At 48.5% G+C, this 20,158-nt stretch carries 25 protein-coding genes, 2 tRNA genes and 1 pseudogene; 5 read left to right on the top strand and 23 right to left on the bottom strand.

Features of this window, described 5'->3' with window-relative positions:
• Positions 1–748 precede the first annotated feature (748 nt).
• Positions 749–979: pseudogene (locus tag K7397_RS21850) on the top strand (transposase family protein); the annotation flags it as partial.
• 334 nt (positions 980–1,313) lie between these two features.
• On the opposite strand, the gene K7397_RS11550 reads toward K7397_RS21850, so the two are convergent.
• From K7397_RS11550 to K7397_RS11465, 18 genes are all read right to left on the bottom strand, one after another.
• A tRNA-Thr gene (locus K7397_RS11550) sits at positions 1,314–1,377 on the bottom strand.
• A gap of 643 nt (positions 1,378–2,020) precedes the next feature.
• Positions 2,021–2,491 (bottom strand): phBC6A51 family helix-turn-helix protein, encoded by a 471-nt coding sequence (locus K7397_RS11545; protein WP_223068110.1) that lies wholly within the window; start codon positions 2,489–2,491, stop codon positions 2,021–2,023.
• Positions 2,484–3,083: a hypothetical protein gene (locus tag K7397_RS11540; RefSeq protein ID WP_223068109.1), complete on the bottom strand. Its 600-nt coding sequence runs from the start codon at positions 3,081–3,083 to the stop codon at positions 2,484–2,486. Before K7397_RS11540 ends, K7397_RS11545 begins: the two co-directional genes overlap by 8 nt.
• Positions 3,076–3,264, bottom strand: a complete 189-nt coding sequence (locus K7397_RS11535; protein WP_223068108.1) for a hypothetical protein — start codon at positions 3,262–3,264, stop codon at positions 3,076–3,078. The genes K7397_RS11540 and K7397_RS11535 overlap by 8 nt, the downstream gene beginning before the upstream one ends.
• A gap of 18 nt (positions 3,265–3,282) precedes the next feature.
• Positions 3,283–4,422: a hypothetical protein gene (locus tag K7397_RS11530; RefSeq protein ID WP_223068107.1), complete on the bottom strand. Its 1,140-nt coding sequence runs from the start codon at positions 4,420–4,422 to the stop codon at positions 3,283–3,285.
• 241 nt (positions 4,423–4,663) lie between these two features.
• On the bottom strand, positions 4,664–5,311 hold the full coding sequence (locus K7397_RS11525) for a hypothetical protein (RefSeq protein ID WP_223068106.1): 648 nt from the start codon (positions 5,309–5,311) through the stop codon (positions 4,664–4,666).
• A gap of 27 nt (positions 5,312–5,338) precedes the next feature.
• Positions 5,339–5,815, bottom strand: a complete 477-nt coding sequence (locus K7397_RS11520; protein ID WP_223068105.1) for a hypothetical protein — start codon at positions 5,813–5,815, stop codon at positions 5,339–5,341.
• A gap of 222 nt (positions 5,816–6,037) precedes the next feature.
• Positions 6,038–6,499, bottom strand: a complete 462-nt coding sequence (locus tag K7397_RS11515) for a hypothetical protein (protein ID WP_223068104.1) — start codon at positions 6,497–6,499, stop codon at positions 6,038–6,040.
• A 57-nt stretch (positions 6,500–6,556) separates the two neighbouring features.
• A complete protein-coding gene (locus tag K7397_RS11510; RefSeq protein WP_223068103.1) occupies positions 6,557–6,841 on the bottom strand; it encodes a hypothetical protein in 285 nt (94 codons plus the stop codon).
• Entirely contained in the window at positions 6,825–7,205 is a 381-nt protein-coding gene (locus K7397_RS11505; RefSeq protein ID WP_223068102.1) for a hypothetical protein, read from the bottom strand. The genes K7397_RS11510 and K7397_RS11505 overlap by 17 nt, the downstream gene beginning before the upstream one ends.
• Entirely contained in the window at positions 7,196–7,453 is a 258-nt protein-coding gene (locus K7397_RS11500; RefSeq protein ID WP_223068101.1) for a hypothetical protein, read from the bottom strand. Before K7397_RS11500 ends, K7397_RS11505 begins: the two co-directional genes overlap by 10 nt.
• Positions 7,454–7,708: 255 nt before the next feature.
• Positions 7,709–7,933: a helix-turn-helix transcriptional regulator gene (locus tag K7397_RS11495; protein ID WP_223068100.1), complete on the bottom strand. Its 225-nt coding sequence runs from the start codon at positions 7,931–7,933 to the stop codon at positions 7,709–7,711.
• 80 nt (positions 7,934–8,013) lie between these two features.
• Complete coding sequence (locus K7397_RS11490) at positions 8,014–9,399, bottom strand: hypothetical protein (protein WP_223068099.1); 1,386 nt, start codon at positions 9,397–9,399, stop codon at positions 8,014–8,016.
• Positions 9,400–9,758: 359 nt separating this feature from the next.
• A complete protein-coding gene (locus K7397_RS11485) occupies positions 9,759–10,157 on the bottom strand; it encodes a hypothetical protein (protein ID WP_223068098.1) in 399 nt (132 codons plus the stop codon).
• 13 nt (positions 10,158–10,170) lie between these two features.
• Positions 10,171–10,638, bottom strand: a complete 468-nt coding sequence (locus K7397_RS11480) for a helix-turn-helix domain-containing protein (RefSeq protein WP_223068097.1) — start codon at positions 10,636–10,638, stop codon at positions 10,171–10,173.
• Between the two features lie 99 nt (positions 10,639–10,737).
• Positions 10,738–11,211, bottom strand: a complete 474-nt coding sequence (locus K7397_RS11475; protein WP_223068096.1) for a hypothetical protein — start codon at positions 11,209–11,211, stop codon at positions 10,738–10,740.
• Between the two features lie 1,066 nt (positions 11,212–12,277).
• Positions 12,278–12,778, bottom strand: coding sequence for a hypothetical protein (locus K7397_RS11470; RefSeq protein ID WP_223068095.1), 501 nt, complete (start codon positions 12,776–12,778; stop codon positions 12,278–12,280).
• A gap of 206 nt (positions 12,779–12,984) precedes the next feature.
• Positions 12,985–13,194 carry a hypothetical protein gene (locus K7397_RS11465; RefSeq protein ID WP_223068094.1) on the bottom strand — a complete coding sequence of 70 codons (210 nt, stop codon included), beginning with the start codon at positions 13,192–13,194 and terminating at the stop codon, positions 12,985–12,987.
• 175 nt (positions 13,195–13,369) lie between these two features.
• Between K7397_RS11465 and K7397_RS11460 the strand changes: the two genes are divergently transcribed.
• Together K7397_RS11460 and K7397_RS11455 are read left to right on the top strand one after the other, a co-directional pair.
• Positions 13,370–13,585 (top strand): helix-turn-helix domain-containing protein, encoded by a 216-nt coding sequence (locus K7397_RS11460; RefSeq protein ID WP_223068093.1) that lies wholly within the window; start codon positions 13,370–13,372, stop codon positions 13,583–13,585.
• Positions 13,586–13,591: 6 nt separating this feature from the next.
• The gene (locus tag K7397_RS11455) at positions 13,592–13,762 is read left to right on the top strand and encodes a hypothetical protein (protein WP_223068092.1); all 171 of its coding nucleotides are present in this window, start codon (positions 13,592–13,594) and stop codon (positions 13,760–13,762) included.
• Positions 13,763–13,835: 73 nt separating this feature from the next.
• Here the strand turns inward: K7397_RS11455 and K7397_RS11450 are convergent, their stop codons facing one another.
• Positions 13,836–14,063 carry a hypothetical protein gene (locus K7397_RS11450; protein ID WP_223068091.1) on the bottom strand — a complete coding sequence of 76 codons (228 nt, stop codon included), beginning with the start codon at positions 14,061–14,063 and terminating at the stop codon, positions 13,836–13,838.
• 545 nt (positions 14,064–14,608) lie between these two features.
• Between K7397_RS11450 and K7397_RS11445 the strand changes: the two genes are divergently transcribed.
• The gene (locus K7397_RS11445) at positions 14,609–15,478 is read left to right on the top strand and encodes a DivIVA domain-containing protein (RefSeq protein WP_223068090.1); all 870 of its coding nucleotides are present in this window, start codon (positions 14,609–14,611) and stop codon (positions 15,476–15,478) included.
• Between the two features lie 202 nt (positions 15,479–15,680).
• On the opposite strand, the gene K7397_RS11440 is transcribed toward K7397_RS11445, so the two are convergent.
• The gene (locus K7397_RS11440; protein ID WP_223068089.1) at positions 15,681–16,931 is read right to left on the bottom strand and encodes an ATP-binding protein; all 1,251 of its coding nucleotides are present in this window, start codon (positions 16,929–16,931) and stop codon (positions 15,681–15,683) included.
• A 283-nt stretch (positions 16,932–17,214) separates the two neighbouring features.
• Between K7397_RS11440 and K7397_RS11435 the strand changes: the two genes are divergently transcribed.
• Positions 17,215–18,138, top strand: a complete 924-nt coding sequence (locus K7397_RS11435; protein WP_223068088.1) for a tyrosine-type recombinase/integrase — start codon at positions 17,215–17,217, stop codon at positions 18,136–18,138.
• A 41-nt stretch (positions 18,139–18,179) separates the two neighbouring features.
• On the opposite strand, the gene K7397_RS11430 is transcribed toward K7397_RS11435, so the two are convergent.
• From K7397_RS11430 to K7397_RS11420, 3 genes are all read right to left on the bottom strand, one after another.
• A complete protein-coding gene (locus K7397_RS11430; RefSeq protein WP_223068087.1) occupies positions 18,180–19,235 on the bottom strand; it encodes a tyrosine-type recombinase/integrase in 1,056 nt (351 codons plus the stop codon).
• Positions 19,236–19,402: 167 nt separating this feature from the next.
• Positions 19,403–19,474, bottom strand: a tRNA-Thr gene (locus K7397_RS11425).
• 107 nt (positions 19,475–19,581) lie between these two features.
• Entirely contained in the window at positions 19,582–19,881 is a 300-nt protein-coding gene (locus K7397_RS11420) for an MTH1187 family thiamine-binding protein (RefSeq protein ID WP_223068086.1), read from the bottom strand.
• Positions 19,882–20,158: the final 277 nt, after the last annotated feature.

Here is a 20,158-nt window from a genome sequence, read left to right as displayed (position 1 = left end):
GCATCTGTTTATTCCTTCTTCGATGGATTGGTCGCACAACCATCTTACGGGATATGCAGATGTTTTTTCTATATGTTCCCTAGCATAACGTTCTATGGGGTTCAAGCACTACGTTTTGTGTAGAGCCTTATTTTATTTGGGATATTTTATTACAATGTTAATAGCTTACGGCGTATATATCAATTATGAACTTTCACACATGAAGAAGTCGCTGCAGTGGCAACAGAAAAGTTTTTTAACCCGAGATGATTTTCAAGCTATTGCTCATGCAGGGCAATATCAAACTAGACTTGAACAAACATTTATAATTATTTTTTTAATTTTACTGTGCATTATTCTTGTTCATTACCGCCAAAACAGGAAGAAACAATTTATTTTCTTATTCGCCAATATCCTCTTATTTATTATGTTTTTTACAATTGGATATGTAATTTCACTGAATTCGGAATCAGCAGTAGGTAATTTAACGCAACCTTTAGTGTGGCCTTCATTTATACTCATTTGTCTATTTTTCTTTCTTTTACTAAAACGCAGGAGCAATCATAGTCTTTAATAAAAAACGATTTTCCCACTAAAAACGACCAAAACAGTGTTTATTTTTACAATTAATTGTGAAAGATATTAATTACGAATATACATCAGTTAAGGTTAGCGGACATTTTTTATTCACTAAAAAAGATCATTTCTAAAAATTTTTACGAGTTGTAGAAACCTTATAACCTAAACATTTGTACACAAGTTCAAGAAAATGCGATCCAGTCACCCTCCAACGATTATATTTCTCTCCAAGGTATTCAAGTTCAGTAGCCTGGACCTCCTTACCTTCGGTATCCTGACAGTGAACGTAGATTGGTCTCGTCCTCAGGCGGGATTGACCTGGCGTTTTGAAGCCTTCCTGATGGAATTGATGAAAGAGATGCCAGTCGCAGCAGCAGCCAGACAAGTGAACGAACACGATATGCGGTTATGGAGAGTACTCCGCTATTACGTGAATCGAGCCATGGTAGAGATGGATGTAACGGGAGTCAAACGGATCGCCATTGATGAAACATCAAGTCGGCGCGGACATCAATACATTACCCTGTTTGTGGATGCAGACACGAAACGATTATTGTTTGCAACCCCACCCAAGTGTTGTGCAGGGAGTCGGCGGAATCCGACTTCTTTTTCTATTGTTATCTTAGCATTTTGTATTGTATACCTCTTTAATAGACTAAAGGTTAGAACAATGTTGGAAATTCACCAAAAGCAACAAAAAACGCGACCCTCCGAAACCTCGGAAAGCCGCGCCCTGCTTGACTATGAAGGGATGCTGGTGAAGGGAATTGAACCCCCGACCTACGCATTACGAGTGCGTTTAGTCCTCGCTATTGCTTCGTTTCCTTGCCGTAGCCTAATACGATCATTCAGCCGATAACCTACGGATTCTACGAAGCCCTACGTATCACCCATTATAACGGATGACCCCGCGCGTTTCAACCGGATAAACATTTCGACCGTCGAAACAAAAAAAGCGCCCATCTACGAATTTTTCTCCGTAAATGGACGCTAATATAAATCGGACTCTACCTCCGCAAAATTGACCCCCGCTTAAAAATTTGATTCGCGGAATGTATGTGCGCTTGCCGTAGGGGATCGCGCATACCCCTTGGGGGCAACGCTTCACCATGATAAAGCGCTATGCATCGTTATGCAATGCGACGACCAACGCACTGGTAATACGTAGGCCCTCCAATCGGCCGCAAACCCGCGCCACTACGCCATTATTTCGAGTGTATACGAAAATAGCGTCTATGCACTGTTTATGCAACCGTCAGAAACCGCGCTGTTATGCGATTCTTGCTAGATCGTAATTCTTACATTATACAAACGTTTATGCATCGGCAACCCCCGAGTTTTACGGTAGGCGGACGCCGGGAGCGCGCAGTAGGTAAATCGCGCTCTTAGTCCGAAAGAATCCGAAATAAATGCGCCTGCAATCCGCAAGGTTACACGTTATCACAGGCGCAAGCATACCGGACTATTCCTCGCTTTGCCGGTTAATCATCGCATCCAACTCGCTAATCTCTGCTTGAATCTCTTCGTCGGACTTACGCCGTGTCTCTATGGTTTCGCGCGTATCCTCAACGACAGTTCGATCAGTGAGCAGTCCGTATCTGCGGAAGTATAGATCTAGAGCCTTAACGGAAGGCACACCGTTCGCACCTCCGCGAATCGCCTTCATGAGCTGAACGTTAACCTCTGATCTCATTGCACTGAGTTGTAAGTCCGTAAGGTAGTTAACGTATGCCCCGAATACCTCTTGACTCTTCCATTCAAAGAAGGTACTACGCGCGATTCCAATCTCATCCGCCAACTCTTGCGCCGTCTTCTTCTTGCCGTCCTCATTCAGTAGCTCAGCCCACTCGTTATTAACGATAAGTTGCGCTGCCTTTCGTTGTTGCGGTGTTAGCTGCGATTCAAGCACTCTGCGTTGTCTCGCATTACTCATAGTTTACCGCCTCCCCTTTCGTTGGTATTTGTGTCAGGGCTTCGTCATATGCTGCCTGGAACGCAGCCGGATCGGATGTTAGGCGCTTCATCTCCGCCTCTGCTGCCCGTAGTTCCTCCGTATATCCGACGTGTACCTCGTACATGTCCCAACCTACACCGTGCTCTTTATTCAAAAACGTGCTTATAGCGAAGTGTATGCGGCGCATAGTACCGTTAACGTCAAAATCTGCGGTCTTCCCCTCGTCGATTGCGCAATTAATCCGCTTAATCTCACCGAACACTATGCGGACTCCGGTTGCGTAATGTGCGCCCCGCAAACCGTGAGAATAGTAAAGCAAGCGCTCGTACTCGCGGTATTGTTCAAGTTTGCTAACGTCAACCCTCGTGACATGCCCCTGCGCTAGAATAGATGCAAGCTTAACCGCAATAGCCTTAAAGGGTTCTAAACGCTTGATTAGTGCGCCGGCAAGCGGAAGCTCTACGATTTGAGGACGCGGTAACGGCTCCGGCGGCAGTCCCTGCTCAATACGTATCTGGCGCAACCTCTCCGTAAGCTGTGCGATGTCGCTGCGAAGTTGATCGTTAGTCATGTGCGACCTCTCCTTCCGATTCTAGTTGTAATAGAGCTCCGGTTATTTCGTCGTCAATGGCGCGAAGGATACTCTCCGCGTTGTCCCGATGTACGGACAAAACTGCCGTAATGACCGCGATAAGCTCCGGAATTGGTTTAGATAAATCAAGCGTACATCGTAGTAAATTGGCGTGCTCCATTACGTTCCCTCCCGTTATTTATGCCGGTATATTAACCGTAGCCAAAAGCGAACCGGTCGCGCTGTACATCTTAAGATTCCGAGTCGCGGTATCAAACGCGAGGTTGTAGCCGGCCTCGCTGCGGTCTGCCTTAGCGGCCAGGTCCGCTATATCCGCTTTCGACGCTAGGTCGGCCGCTACCGCGATCTTATTAGATGATGCAGAGGACCCGAGATAAGCGTCGTACGGCAACGTTGCCCTCATCGCTGATATCGTTACGTCAAGGCCGCTCGTTATCCGCAAGTCGTTAGCAGCGTAAACTTCGAGCTGCTTCGTCGCATCGGTGAACGCGATATAAGAATGATAAGGTCCGCTATCTACGAACTCGATGCGTCGGTCATTCGTCTGACCGGTTAATCCGAGATATATATTGTTTCCGACGCGAATGTCACGTGTAATATTAATGTCAGTGTCCGAGGTTATCCTCCCCCCAGTTATTAGCGCGCCGGTAATCGTACTACCCGACGTAATACTCCCGCGAAACGTGCCGTTTCCTGCGTACATATTGCCGGCAGTGTCTACGGTAAATTGGCCGTTTCCTACGTTGATCGAAGAGCCAATAATCGCACCGTCTTTGAAATTGGATTCAGAAATATTTGCCGTTTTCGCGGTTAATTTACTGGCGTAGATGCTTCCGTCCATTGTCGCCGTGTAAGGAAATGATAAGTCATGTACTTTAGTTACCGGCTTACGGTCTTTTATGGCGGATCGATTACATGTGATACCGTCCTGCCCGATTGCAAACATCGTTAAGTAGCCTCCGACAACCTCGTCGGCTACGGATTCAAATGTCCGGAGGGCTGCGAGCTCGATCGGTATTCCGGAGTTAATTTTGCGTACAAATAACGGCAACGCTATGTCTGAGTGCGCGGCTACACCGAAGACATCCGCTTCTCCCGGGTCTTGCTGATTGATTTCGAAGTGATCTCGGTAGCCAAACTGCACGTAAACGGGCACTCCGTCCTTAATCTCGTGGAGGTAGATTCCGAACTCAATTCCGTACCTGGAATCCGCATAACCTGGCGTATCTTTGTGGGCAGCGGAAAAGTCGGCAAAGACCTCTCTCGCCTCACGCTGAATATCCTCGTATGTGCTATCGGGAAGGATGCGGCTAAACACCTCCTCCACTATCTCGCTCATCCCGGACATGAAGATAACACGATTCCCAATCTGGAGGATCTTTTTGTACTCGTCGGTCACAACGTAACTCTTGCCGCCTACCTCGACGCTTACGCGACTGTCGGCCCAAACGAAAATCATATTATCGTGGTATAAAGACAGGCATAAACTCATTCCGTTTCCCCCTTAAAATAGAAAGAGCCCGCGTTTTGGCGCGAGCCCCTTAGATAGTGCGTATTTATTAGACTTTCCGACCGGCTGCAACGCTGGTTTTTAGGATCTGTCCGTGCTTGTATGCGCGCATAATCTCCGTCTCACTGATGCCGTGTACCTGCCGTGCGCCACCTCGATAGAATAGTGCGGTATCCTCAAAGTAAGGTTTAGATAAATACTCCGCCCTGTTTGCGTTGGTTTGGCTAACTGCATCATTGTATATATCGCGCGCATTCTTTCGCATATTATGCAAATCGACTAGCGCTGACAGATACGCATACTTTGCGTCCTCAATTGTCGCAAGCTTAGCGTCTCTATTCTCGATAAAATACCGGTGGGCCTCAGCGCGGCCGGCGTTAATAGCAGCGTCTGCTAACTGTGTGAGCTGACTTGATTGGCTCGTTAATGCCACGGATAACCGCCCTTGCTGCGCAGTGATACCCTCGTCGATCTCCTTTACCTTCCGGGCTAGCTGCACCTCGGCTTCGATACTCGCGGGCGTTGGCTTTGTAAGTGTAGCAGCAGAAGCAGCCGCAAGTTCTGCTTTTGCAGCCGCAAGGTCTCCGTTAAGCTTGTCTAAGGCTCCTCGGTGCGCTGCGGCTAGTTCATCAAATTTGATGTGTTCCGCCCGATACGCGTCTACCGCTGTTTGGACGTTTTGAGGTAATTTCGTCATGCTATCTTCTCCCCTTATTTTTTATTGTTACTCGCCGTGTGCCTGAAGATATCCCTCGTGATCAGATAGGGCCGCTGTAGCCGCGTCACCTAGTGCGGACGAAGCGCCCAGCGTAACCATTGAGTTAATCGGCTTCACCCTGCGGCATGACTCGATTTCGGCGAGCGCTTGTCTTGCCTGCGCCCGGCTATCTGTGAGCGCGACGGATTTAACGTTGTCATACATCGTCCGCAAACTCAGTTGGTTGGCGTGCTTACGGAGTTCTGAGCCCGTTGTAGCAAACTCGTCCAGGATCGTACGCGCTAGATATGGGTCCTTGACGCCCTTCATAAACTCAATCAGCTTTGCCGCAGCCTGCCCGCTGCCAAATACGGTTAGTTCCGTTTTGAGCGCGCCGTATTTCTCGTTAAACTCACGGAGTGCCTCTGCGTCAGGCTTAGCATCTGGCTGCGCGAGAGCTGCGCGGGCACTCTTTTCAGCCGCAGCAAGTTCCGCGTCAATCACAGACTTATTAGCTCGCATAATCTTAGCAAGTTCGACCGCGCCTCTCTCGCGGGCTTCGCGTTGCTTTTGAGCGACTCCGATCGCTGATAGCGTAGCGTCCGTTTGGATTTCACTCACCTCCGCTTTAACTCGGGCAAAAATCCCCTTTGCAGCAGTGATAGACTCCGGGCCATAAATCAATTTTTTTACTTTTGCGATACTTTCAGCGTAATTTCCCATTTTTTAATTCCCCTTTATTATTGGTTTTTGGTTTGTTGTAACTGAGCAGCCGCGCTCGATGGCGGCATTAGCAAGTTTCATTAATTCCGGGATGCTTCGGTCAATCCCCGGCTTATACGCCACGTTAACGTAAACCTGCGTCCATATACTCGCTTCCTGTCCGATGCTGGCGGACTTCATAAATTGTGGCACGTTACCTTTGACGCTCAGCAGGCGCGTACCAGGCCGGACCGTCCGCAGAATATCACGGATTATGACCGGGATTGCCTGGCGCGTTGACGCGTTCCGGATATCGCCCGGGCCATAGTACAACGAACAGACCGCATAAGGCTCGTACCAAACCCGGTCGTCCTTCGCTATGCTGCGCGTAGACAGCCGAGCGCCGGCAGCAATGCGTCCATCACGGAGGTTGATTATTGCCAGATGCGCGTATGTTATTTGCTCCGGATCATAACGCTCCTCCATACGCTTAAACCCGCTTTACATTAATTGCGACATTGCGGCCGGTTCGGTCTTCCGAAATCAAGAACGTGACGCGTATCCCCGACGTAGGACGTCCGGGTCGAAATCGGGCGAGCTGCCGATGTGGAAGAAGATGTCGCCGTGTTCCTGGCTGCGGACGAAGCCGAAACCGCGATCTCCGTTGTAATTGATGAAGCGACCGGCGATTGCATCGGGGTCCGCCAGGCTCTCCGGTTTCTTTGCCGTCGGTGACTTGCCGAGTGACGGGCCTATCAATGCGTTAATTTCGTCCATACTTTCGTTTTTGATGCCGTCCCAAACTTCCGATTCAATAACTCTGCTCATCGTCGCTACTATCTCCCTCTTCGTCTTGTTCTTTTTGCTGTTCATGCCAAACTACTCGCTTATTTAGGTTAGCGGCTCCAAATCGAGGGTGATTAATTAACTCGAAGTCCCATCCTCCGCCCTTCGGCGTGAACTCTACACGGCCCAGAACGTTGCAGTCGTAAATAATCTTGTCAACGTTTAAGCTGCGCTGGAGGGCTTTAATTGTCAATTCCCGGTGCTCTCGGGCGACGCTGTAAAGCGGATAAGGTTCGTAGTTACTAAACCGACGTTCAAGCACGACGCCGGTTCCGTCTACGATCGTTATGTGCGCCCGCGTGCTGGCACCTTGAACGAATACTTGCTGATAGACCGTTAATACCATTCCGACCACACCTCCCGCAGTAGGTCCGCCCTTTCAACTTCGAGCCAAACCGTGCCGTCATATTTTTTCTGTACCTCTCTTACTCCGCGCGCGACCGACTCTTTGACCGCCGCGCCCTCCGACATGTAAGAGCAATCGCGAACAAACTCGTCCAATATCTCACCCGTGTCCGGATCAACAATGGTAAAGAGTGCCGCGCAAGCCCCTCCGTACCCCTTACTCAATTTGAACCGAGAAATTACGTCCACCCCTGCGGGCCCCCTTCGTGTTCAGTACGACAAGTTCTAAGTACCGGCACCTCGTACGCCGTTCCGGCGGCCTAAAGCACTTACATGTCGAGTCGCTCTCCGTGGACAACGCGTCCATTATGTAGCAGGTACGATCCGGCTTCATATACTCGCACCACATCGCGGCCTTCGATTGAATATCGTCCATACTGCAATCACCTTCTTCAATTTAACGCGTTCAATTATTAAAGTATTTGAGCAAAAATAAGACGCTTATTACAGCGCCAGTTTTCCGGACTCCTTCGCCCGCGCAATCGCCGTCATGATGTCATCACCGGTCCCGAACGTCTGCGCGATCTTAATCCGCAGGTCGCGAGATACGGCCCGGCGGCCGTTTTCGACGTCTGACACCAACGACTGGCTAACGCCGAGCGCGTCTGCAAACTCGGCCTGCGTCATGCCGGCCATAATCCGGATTCCACGGACTCCCATCCCGTCCATATCACAAACCCCCTTCGTATATTTGAAATAACGCACATTCCATAAATAAAATAGGAGAGAACATCCGTTCCCTTCCCTCCTTAAGCCGAAATGTCCGAAGTATCACGGGGCCACTCGCAGACACGATTGGCAATTCCTTGGCAGTCTGTAAACGACGGAGTAAGCGGATTTTCATTGGTATTGTACGTAACAATATCTGCAGGTTCTGGTGCTCGATGCCGCGATAATGGTCGGCCATCGTTACGGTTGCTCGTCCACATCCAGTCATCGATCCGTATCGTTGTCTTCTTGCCCCCGCGCTCCAGTTTCGTCGCCTTGGCCGCTATCGCCCGGGACATGTAATCGGAATCTCCCTTCGATTTCTCTGACCGCTGCGAGATGCTTCGCATTTCATTCGGCGCGTAAAAAGGGTATTCGATATCCATCCGGGTCCGTTCGCCCTCCAACTCCGTAGTTCCGTAACGCTCGATTCGCTTACGCATCTTGTCCCGATGCTGGGCGCAGGACTTTCCGCAAACTTTACTATTGCCTGCGCGTGACTTGTCCTCGAACGGATATCCGCAGCATTCGCATAGCTTCACTCCTTCGCCGGTGATTGCCCGAACGTCCGGCATGTATGAGCGGACTATTCCGCTCTCCTGCATCACGGCGGAAACCTCTCCTCCTGACTCAATCGCGGCCTCCACGTCGAGGATGCCTTCAATACACGAAATATCGCCGTTAAAATAGGCGTCATGTTTCCACGCGGCTAGATTATCGAGAACCTGCGCAAAGGCGCTCTCCTGCGCTAATTTTGTGCGTAAAAACGCCCGCGCGCCCGCGCCCATCGGGACTCCGAGCTCCTTTTCGCTAGGCTTGTCGTAAGGATCGCGGATAATGAGAAGACCGCGAGCGTGGTCCTCGGCGAGAATATAGTCGGCCAAGCGTTCGAGACGCGCCTTATCTTCTTCGGCGGGATGTCGGCCGTCTCCGCCTACGTGGTGAGCGTTATAATAAGCAATAGCTGTTTCCGCCATCTCTCCGGCCACTTTCAGGCGCGTTTCAAGAGAATGCGCGGCATGGCGCTCGTAATCCGCTTTCGCGCGGTTCGGGAACATTTCACACGCGGACAGGGCGGAATGACGAGGCAATGGCGCCGACCGTTCGTTATTCTCGATTATGTAGTCGAGGCGTTGGCCCATCTTAGTCAAAGCGTCCCAAAAGGGCGAATAGTTAACGCGGATGGCTCGATTGCCTTCTGTCGTTTCAGGGTTCGTCCCCCAAACAACGAGGTCGCGCCGATCTATGGTAACGAGGTATTCTTCTATTGCCTCCGTATATTCTTCTATAAGCGGCGCGGCGTTGAGGACGTCTGCCCGCACGGTCTCCTTCGCCTTAGCGAAAAGACGAGAAAGCGGAGGCGTAGTAATAACGGTTAGTTCTGGCGTCTGTTTCAGTTCTTCCTCCAACTGACGTGCTGTACCCATGCCACTCCTCCTAACGGAAATTAAATAATTCAATGTCGGGGTATCTTTTATTCTGTCTCCTTTTCTTTTACGCGCACTCAATCCCTAATAAGTACATCTTTTTCCGCGCGGTCCGTGAGTCACGAAGTGGCTCGCGGTATTATTTATTACTCTTACTACTTAGTCTTACTCTTTAATCTTTCTCTAGTTAAATGGATTAACTACGGTTACTAAATAATTCAATAACGGTAGTAAAACTGTTTAATATCCGCTAGAAATCGACCGGTATTCCGTTGTGATCCTGCTCCGGAGGCATTGGCGGTGGGACCTGCGGTTGCTGTTTTTCCAGTAACCGCTGCTTATCGGCGCTTAGCTCCGCCTCAATCTCGGATAATAACCGCCCAAACTCTGCAACCGCCTCCGGATATTGGGCGCGGAACTCCGCTTCGGTCATCGGCTCCAGGCACTCGTATATTCTCTTGTTCGGTACTCGGGAGGATCTTAGTAACGCGGAGCAGTCCGTACATTTCCAGTGTTTTCACGTGCTTGCGGATTTTGTGCGGAGAAAGACCGCTTTGGACCGCCATTTCCTGCTGATTCAGCCACGTTTTGCCGAACATCGCGTGATCCTTGTTACTCTGCCGCCACGAACGGAGATACCCGTAGAAACCAGCGGTCTCTACGGTAAATCCGTCAAGCAGCGGGTACATTCGGTACATGATGTTCGGGACGCGTGGGAACCCTTCGTCGTAGGCGAGCGGCTTAGATACGTCAATCATGGCGTGCCTCCTTTCAGTACGTGCAGTAAAACGGCTCACCGAGCTTCTTGCACATTTCTTCTGCAACTTCGTAATTCGTCTCCACGCTACCGGTATCCACTTTCGCAACCACTGTGCCGTCTGGTCGCGTTATACTAACCGGCGCGCCGTCTTCGGAAAGATCGCAGTCTACGATTAACCGGGCCTTTAAAAAGGCTGCCATGTCCAAGTCCATGTGGTCGAGAAGTCCTCTTCGCGTGGCATTGTGCACAACGAGGTACAAACCGTAAGCATTCTCGATCAAGCGCGAGGCTCTCACGGGGACTCCCTTCTCAAATCGCGCAAGTGTACTGCTGCTCACTCCGATTTCAGTTGCGACCTTCTGTATCGTCAGGTTAAGACCTTTGCGAGCTTCGCGGTAGGCCGCCCCTACCGACGCCCATTCCGGCGCTTTTGCCTTTGTGTATTCTTCTCGTGGTACAAATCCGATAACTGCTCCCATGTTCAATCGTCTCCTTTAGTTTTGGTGTTATAGCGTAACCGATCACTCCGTCTTGCTTTCGTATATTGTCGGCGCTTGTTCCAAGCCACGCCCTCTTTTTCAACGGACGTAGCTTGGCTCTATAACTCGTTCGTCAAATGCAGTAGCACCTTCTAACGTTGAAACAACAAATACGTCCGTATAACATTGAACATCCCCTATAAATTCATTAACGTAAATAAAATATTCGAGGTCTTCCGCCTCTTCTTGACTAACACCGTTAATTCGCAGAAGTTCCTTGTAGACATCCTCCCTAACTTCGTCCTCCAGCCAATGTGAAGCATAGCAACCCTTAATGTCGTTTCCTTGAACGATTTCTTCTTCTAACCAAGCCCTCAATGTAGTGTGCTTCCACAACATGTACGCAGCAGGCGCGCTAAAATTATTTAGATAGGTTCGATTTCTACCGCATTCATTTACTGTCTCGTAATAAAAAATCCTACCTTCGCGGAGCCATTGCTTGTACAATTCCAAGGCTTTGCACGCCATCTGGTATTTGAAAGTTTCGCTAGGCATTTTAACCTTAATACTCATAATCAATCGTCTCCTTTGATTTGGTTTTATAGTCAAGCGGAAACCTCCGCCGGCCTACCTACTCTTTTTGTTGCCTGTCGATCGGGTTCTGTACACTTTTCGCGAAAGTTTTCTGCGTTGGTACTGTATTATCTACACGGAATCATCCATCAGCACACATTTTCGGAATATTCTTGCGCCCTCCGACCTATTAACATCCGAAATGACCAAAGCCGGCCGCACGTTTCCGTTACCCAGCTCCTTATGTTTATATTGACGACGTCCGCGCAGAATATCGGGCGTATTACACGTAGGGACAATATAAGCTTCGTGCCCATACTAATAGATTGCCGGCGCTTCTCAATTCCCTCACACTTTCGCTCCTTTCACATACTTCAACGGACGACTTTTTCGTTTCGCACACTTTTATTACCGTTATTTCTCCAAAGCCGGGGACTTTTGCCTCCCCTTTCTTTCTTATTTAGTCTTTGTCACAGGTGCTCGACTGTCAATCTTGCTGCTCATATTGTCTGTAAAAAATTATTAGAAAAATTTGAAACATAGAGAACACTCGTTCCGTATAACACAATATAAGCAACGGACGATACGGTGCCTGACCGGAGCTACCGGACGTATCGCCCGCTTAGTTGAGGATACGGGCAGAAGCTGCCTGAATAGCGGAGCACCCCCTGCACCTGTCCGTTAGCATCTATGTTAAACGCGCCTGCATTTCGGAGCCCGTGAAGCTCCGGACGCGGTAATAAGCGATCGCCGGCCGGGTGTTGGCGCACCTGACCGGATTTGCCGAGTATTTACTACTCAAAACGTGTCACGTAGCACGATATACTCGCATGGCGATGCCTGACGTTAGCGGTCGTCAGACTACGAGCTTAATTTGTCCGCATGGCGATCCGCGCTGCAACGCGGTACGGACATACTTTTAGCGCGAGCAGCACGTCTCCTCCGCTTATCGGCCGTTGGCGCGGCCGGCATCATCGGGGAACAGTATGCCGGTCATGATAGTAACTCCTTTGCGACGATAATCAGAGCGTAGATTAAACGGATTAAGTCGCGGCGCGGCCTTTTGTTAAGCGTATAGCGCCGTGGAAACTCTAGCATCATGCCCACTCACCCCTTCCACACGGGAAATCACGAATCCACATTCGGCAGCCTGCTTGTCCGTTAACGTCACGGAGCCTAACACAGCCCTCTCGGACACGCCCGCTACTTTCCGGAAGAATCGAGCTGATGCCGAAATCTCCTGCTTTGTACCGAGTAGGCGCGCGATATAACGGTTAAGGCCCGGGACGTATACATAACGTACCTGGTGCGGTATGTCCGCTAATTTCACGTCAATTTTCGGATAAACGACGTTGAATCCTAGCGCAGCAAGTTCGTCCGGTGCGGCATCGATGGTGTCCCCTAGCCAACGGCGGTCGATCGCGGGAAATACTGCGAGAAATAGCGTCGGAGATACGGTGATGTGCTGCGCCTTATTGCCCATTTTGAGCGTCGCGTGGATAAGGCCAGTCCGGTGACTGCGGTAGTAGCCGAGTGTTTGCGTTGGGATAATCGTGTATTTTTGCATAAATGAAACCTCCGTTTATTTGATTTTTACCTTTGTTGCATCCATGAACGCGCGGCTCATTTCACGGATCTCCGAGATTATTTCCGCATCCGACCGCCAGGTCTCCGCTAACTTCGATTCGATCATCCTAGCATGAGCTCTTGCGCATACTCCATAGCCGTCCTCATCGAGTATCTGACGAATCCACGCGCTATAATTTTCGTGCGTCAGCATGCGGGCTTTCTCGTAAGTAGACCGATCGCGGTATCGATGGCGGTAACGTAAGCGTCTGTGAGCTCGTGGAAAACACCTTCCGCGATCTCCACAAACTGCGGGAATGATCGAAACGAGTGACCGGAAAGTGCGGCAGAAGCTCCGGATGCGCGCGCCTGCAGGACGATCTCAGCAGCGACGGCAGCTACTAAAAGTAAATTCATACAAACAACCCCTTTTCAATTGATAAAGTCGGAACCATTTGGTACGATGAACGTAAATAGTCTTGTTAGTTAACATTTCGATATGTCAACATGTTGTGTAATATATGACTACATATTACACCCGCTTTTTCAACATGTCAACATTTTGTGCATAAAATTTTTTGGAGGAGTTTTTATGGAGGAAATCAATATCCGCTGTCGCCTTGGAGATATAATGAAAGAGCGCGGCCTAACTAATAAGAATGTCGTTGAAATGACTGGCGTGAGTCGTAATACGATTACATCACTGGCTGGAAACGCAACGAAAAGGATAGACTATGAAACACTCGGCGCTTTATGCCGTGGGCTCGGGCTTAAGCCTGGGGATTTGCTAGAGTACATTGAGGAGTGACGTGCCATGCCAAAAAGAAAGATAATAACTCCAGACCTTGATTTAGACTGGATCGACGATCGGCCCGTAATACGCTTCCTTAAAGACGGTCGTACCGTTAATTATGTGTATGGGCCTAACGGAGAGGTCACGGAAATCATAATAGACGACTTGGAGGAAGAAAACGAAGAGGAATAACCGGCCGCCCGGCGTTAAAGGGCGGTCTTTTTGTTAAACAAAAGAATAGCGCCCCCGAGTACGAGAGCGCTGATTAGTTCAATTCAGTTATTTCAATCACATCCTGCATGTCGATTTCTGCAAATCCTCCGCCGAAGTAATCTTTGTTACCAGTGTAAAGGTAAACCAAAAACCTGTAGGGGATATCGTCGTCGAGGTCCACCAACGTCTGCTGTGGCATCGCTTCGACGCTTGAACCGTCCGATAGCTTTATCTCTACCCGCTTGTCTATTAATCTCTCAAATTCGTTTCGTACGCTCACTACGGCCTACCTCCCTTTATGATATCTTAACATACTATAGATTTCGGATGAATCGTAAAAGCGCCCTGCCTATTTCGCGGACTGAGCGCTTATTTATCTTCTAGCGCGCGACGTCGAGCGGTTTGTGGCAGCGTACGAGAATTCGGAGAGGCGACGACGTCGTCGCTACCTGTCGGAAAAATCTTCGAAATGCTCACGCCGCACCCTATTCCGTCATCAAGACGTGCATATAGCGAATCTGAGCGTGAAATTAGGCGTTCTGGACACGTGGAGATAGGTTGGTAAAGGTACGGAAATTGATCGTTAATATGTAGGCGTCGGCAAGCTTAGAAATAGGAATGGACTGCGGACTGGTTTATGTACGATTTGACGTAATGGGTTTGTTTTCTTGTTCTTGAATGTTCGAAAGTAGTTTTAAGGGCATTTGTGACCAAGAAAGAAATGAAAAACTCTCAAAATTTAGGACTAAAGAATCAATTAATTATATCAAATTGACTATTTTCAGGTTATAATTGGTAATAATACATAACGGAGGAGGAAATAGATTGAAACGAAGTATAATAACGGTTTTGTTTTTATGTCTTGCACTGACTACAGCTTGTAGTAATAATCCAGAAGCTGATACGCCCCTATCCGTGTCAACCTCTGCGACGCCTGATCCGGCTCTCGTCAAAGAAAACCAGGAACTCAAAGAGAAAGTAGAGGCACTCACCAAAGAGTTGGAAGAAGTGAAAAACGAACCCGGCAATCTCTTAAAACTGGCCCAAGACAACGCTAAAGAATATCCGAATACTGCAAAGGACAAGATCAAGACCTTACTAGAAAAATACCCAGCGTCGGCCGAGGCCGTGACCGCTAAAGAGCTATTAGCTGAAATTGAAAAGAAAGAGAAAGAAGAAGCCGCGATCAAAGTTGCTGAAGAGGCGCAAGCTAAAGCAGAGGAAGCCAGAAAATTAAAGGCAGCCCTTTCTAACACACGAAAACAAAGAGATAGTGTACGAGAGATCGACTGGTATTATGCTAAGACATCAACGGAATATGCTGATGTTAACGAGGCGTATATATACATCGGCAAACAAGAAGGCTCTGACCCTTGGATTCGTTTCCGAATACAGTACGAAGGTGATGACTGGTTATTTATTAACAACTACATATTTAAGGTTGACGGAAAAACATATACGGTAACCCCCGGCCTCACTGACGTGCAACGCGATAACGATGTTAACGTATGGGAATGGTACGATTACGGCGTAACTGATTCTGATATCGATATGCTTCGCGCGATAGCTTCATCTAAGAAAACGGTACTCCGCTATGAAGGCGATCAATATTACAAAGATCGAACGATTACATCCGCTGAAAAGAAAGCAATCCAAACGGCACTTGACGCGTACACCGCACTTGGCGATAAATAACCATTATTGGCGCTTGTTCCCTTCCGGAGCGAGCGCTCTTGTATTTTCGTGCATATATAATTAGGCGCTTTAACCACGCGGAAGGGTAATCGTTAGGGGACGTAGTAGGCGCAGTTATTTCACGGTGAAAATGCCAAAAAGGACTCCCACGGGGATGCTGCGGAGTCCGGTATTTGAGAGGTTTATTCTGTAAAGTTGTATTTTAAGAATTCCATTTTAGATAAAAAGCGAAGAAGGGGTCAGCTATATACAAAACGTCATCCTTGACCCACTCAATGACGGGCTCTCCCTGGTCTCTCTGCTCAAAGGCGATGTCAGACATTTTTTTTAATACTCTTGTTACCTCATTAGCATTAGGTACTTGGCCTATAAGAAGGCTTCTTAGTGCGCTCCTAACTTCTTCGTACTGTATCTCTGTTTTGGGACCCGTTAAAGCAAGAGCTTTTAATACTGCAATATATATGTCACCTTTCGAACCGTCGGTGAACTCTCTTACTACGCGGTCTGTTCGCTGTCTAGGGCCCTTAGCTAGCCTCTCAAAAGCAATCTTGGAAGCCGATTGAGCTATAAGTTTGAAAAAGTTTGTGTAATCCCCTGGCTCCATTATAAATACTGGGGAATCGGAAGCTTCCCGTAGATTATTATTGAAGCATAGATTCAAACAAAAATCCTGAATTAAATGGGGACTGCCAAAGCTCTCCTCTACGAACTGTACTATTGTTTCGTTGGGGCAGTGGGCGTTTAATTCAGGAAATCCCCTCATAGGTATTTCTTTTAGTTCTTCATCCGTCCACAAAGGGATTTGTAATTGAGAGACCCTTCCAGTCATCTCACTTTCTACTCTAACTGCGTCATACGCGCGATGGGGAACTGCAATTATTATGACTCTCAGGCCTTCAAATATAGGGTCCTTTAAGGCCCTTACTATTTTGGACTGAATATCCCGATGAATGTAATGAAAATCATCAACAATTAAGGGCATTTTTGACTCGATTAATGCATCTATTGCAGTAGTTCTTGGGCTTCTCAAATATTGATGAACTACCTTATTTGAGGACGTAGAATTTCTGGAAGCCTTGAACTGACCTTTTGCCTTAGCCACTAAAGCACTAACCTCTCCATCAACACTAACATCAGTTCCATACGATTGCCCAGTTTGGTTCTCCTCGGTGTAATTCCATGGAATTCCTAATCTGTCTAATATAATTGTCCAAAAATCGTCTTCTACTTGTACCTGTCCTCCAGAAACCCATATCCCCTTCTTTAAAGGAATAACTTTTCTACTCAAGACAGTTTTTCCACTCTTAGTAGAACCAGTGACTGATAGTAGCTTATAGCCTGTGTCTAAGTAATCTAAAAGTTGTTCTTCTAATCTATGAGTTTTTCTAGGATTATAGGTTATGTTTGGCTGCCCGCCTGCTATAAAGATTTCTCCAACTTTTTTAGTTGTCACTACGTGCCCCTCTTTCGGATTGTTAATCACTTACTTAAACGTACAAACTGCGCGAAGATAGCGCCCATCCCCGATCTTTACGCTATCTTTCGTAATCTCCGCAATCCTTCCGTGCCAACGAGTTCTCCCGCGACTAAGACAGCGCCGGAGTGCCGTCCATTTGCGCGGTGTAAAAGTGTATATGCGTAGTCCTTTCGTCATAGTATCTAATACTTATTTCGACAAATTACCACCTATTTCCTCCTGCCCGATGATATAATTCCGTTAAAAAAGGAGTAGTTTAATGCAGCAGATAAGACGCACTATTCAAAAAACAAATCGACATTGGAGCGAACTTTTAGACGAATACCTAAGAATGAAGTTGCTCAACGGAATAAGCCAGAACACTCATAAGGATTACATACGGACAGTTAACCTGCTGTTCAAACGTTTCCCGAATGCTTGGGATTCATACTTTAGTCTTGAAGAAGCTGTTATCGCGCACTTAGGGCAGGAAGGAATAGCACCATCAACCTTTAACAGCCGCTTGACTTATCTCCGAACATTCTTTAAGTGGTGTGTTGAAGAAGGCCACCTCAAAAAGAATCCCCTTGCCAATATAAAGAAACGAAAAGAAGGATCGCGCGTTGTCGCGATTGATATTGAAATCCTGCAGAAATTACTTCAAGTTCCCGATCGTAATACATTCGTTGGAATGCGCGATTACTGTCTGATACTTTTAACCCTGGACACTGGCATCCGCCCGTCGGAGGCTCTTTCGCTGCAGCCAAACGATTTTAACTTGCTATCCGGATGGGTTCGCATACCGGCCGGAGTAGCGAAAACGCGCGTTTCCCGTACACTTAATCTGTCTCCGTTCACTGTTGACGCGCTCAAACGTTTTCTTAAGATGCGGCCGCGCTCCTGGGCGAATAAGGTTACGGTATTCTGTGCGGAGTCCGGAAACAAGCTAAATCGTCACGTATGGGGCGATCGGCTCGAACGTCACAGCAAGAAAGTCGGGTTCCACATCCGCCCATATGACCTCCGTCACGCGTTCAGTCTGGAATTTATTCGTAATGGAGCGAGCGCATTTAGCCTCCAAAAGACGTTAGGCCACGTGGACATTACAATGACAAAGCGTTATGTCGCGCTCGTTGATGACGACTTAAAAGCGGATCACGCGAAGGCAAGTCCGTTGTTGAAACTTTTAAATCCGGATAAATAACGAATAAAAGCGCCCGATCCGCGTAGGACCGAGCGCTATTTTTATCGTTTCTTCCTTCCGCGTGATAGACGTATTTTAGACATTGGCGAATACTGGGCGTGGCTGTCGCGGATCGCCGTTTCGTTCAACTTAACGTAGCCCTGCGTTGTCTTAATGTCGGCGTGCGCAACGATTCTTTGTAATGTGAATAAGTCGCCCCCATTGAGAAGGTAATTCGTGCAGAAATAGTCGCGGAATCGGTGCGGAGATACCTTCGTTTTCTTCTGGTCAATTCCGGCATCAATCGCGTACTGGCGCAGCCGCTTACGGAAATGATCCGCCTGTAACCGATCACCGTAGTTTGATACGAAGATAAACGGCGTATCGAAGTAGCCTTGCGTCTCTTCCATTAACCGGATTAGCTCGCGCAGTACCGAAACGGAGACAGGGACAACGCGCGGCTTGCGGTTCTTATTCAGCGGCCCCGGCAACCGTATGCAGCGCGCCTGAATATCGAGGAACGCGGGCTCTAATTGGAGCGCCTCATTGATCCGTAGGCCAGAATCCGCGAGCAAAAGCATAAGTGTGCGGTCCCGATAGCCGGCGTATGTACTTGTGTCTGGCGCGGCCAACAATGCTGCAAGCTGCTCGTCAGTGAATACGCTTTTCTCCGGCATGTCCATGCGCGGTGCCTTTATCTTCTCCGCCGCGTTTTTCTCCGTAAGCCCTTCCGATTCCCAAAACTTGCAGATCGTTTGGAGCGCGCGAAGCCTGGAGGACACGGTCGCCGGTGAGAGTGTTTTCCCATCCTTCTTGCGACATTCTACGCCCTCGTAACGCTTGTGCTCATACGACATATACTCGATGTACTCGCGCAGGGTAACGGTCGTAATTTGACCGACGGAGACCGTTTCCGGATGACTCTCCGATAACCATTCGCGGAAATAACGCCAATAACTCTTATAATCGGCGAGGGTACGCTGCCGCACCCCCTCCGTCCTCTTCGCGCTGTAAAACAAGTCGAATCCGATATCTAACGCCGTTGACCCGATATCCTTGCCGCGCATCGTTCGTTTATTGATTACTGCCGTTTTTCCCGAACGTGGATCTTTCGACATATCAAAAAACCTCCTACAAAAATTATCGTAGGAGGCTCCGTATTCACCGCGTATCTGAACCAACGTTCTTACGAATTATCGCGCGGAATGCGTTGGCCTTTCGTCAGCCTAACCGTGACATTCAACGGCTAACAAACGTTGATCTGGCGGGAAATATTAGCAAGGGATGCTGGTGAAGGGAATTGAACCCCCGACCTACGCATTACGAGTGCGTTGCTCTACCCCTGAGCTACACCAGCAAGTTATTTTGGCGTCAAACAAAATATATTATAAACTCGTCCCGTACATTTTTCAACCCCAAAATAACTGGAATTTTTCCGTCCCCGCAGATCAGAAACAACAAACACTACATCTTCTCGCGCACAGAGCGAAGCTTCTGTTCCGAAGAAGAGGGCTTGTCGCGGCGGTCATCAATCTTGACCGAAGTCGATACACGCTTCGCTCCCTGGTTGAACGGAGCTTCGTGCAGGGCTGCAATCGCGGCGAACACGTTGTCCAGCGGACCTTCAATAATGGTGCTCATCGAGGTCAGCTGGTACTGAATCCCTTCCAGTTTCTCAAGCACGTGCTGCATTTCGGCTACATAAGAGCTTAAGCTCGTCGATCCTGTGCCGACCGGAAGCACCGTTACCTCTGCAATGGCCATTTCATTCACTCCTCGCCTTATGGATGCTTTCATTGTACCAGCACCCGGCCGGTTTGCCAAAATTGCCCTCATTCAAATTTGCAAAAAATTCACAAACACCCGGGAGCCCAATAGGGACAGGCCATACGGGCTTCCGGCGCAGCGCTGTGTGTCTGTTACCTCATTGCGAATCACTATATGTTGGTGTATGATCTTCAAAACACAACGATATATAGTGTATCGTTTAGGGTCATACGAATGTATGTGCATATACTTTACATAGCAATTAACTGCTTAT

This window comes from Paenibacillus caui, from assembly GCF_019904135.1.
GTDB classification, from domain to species: Bacteria; Bacillota; Bacilli; order Paenibacillales; family Paenibacillaceae; genus Fontibacillus; species Fontibacillus caui.
The sequence above is the reverse complement of the archived record's forward strand: the minus strand, read 5'-3'. Positions and strand labels throughout refer to the sequence as shown.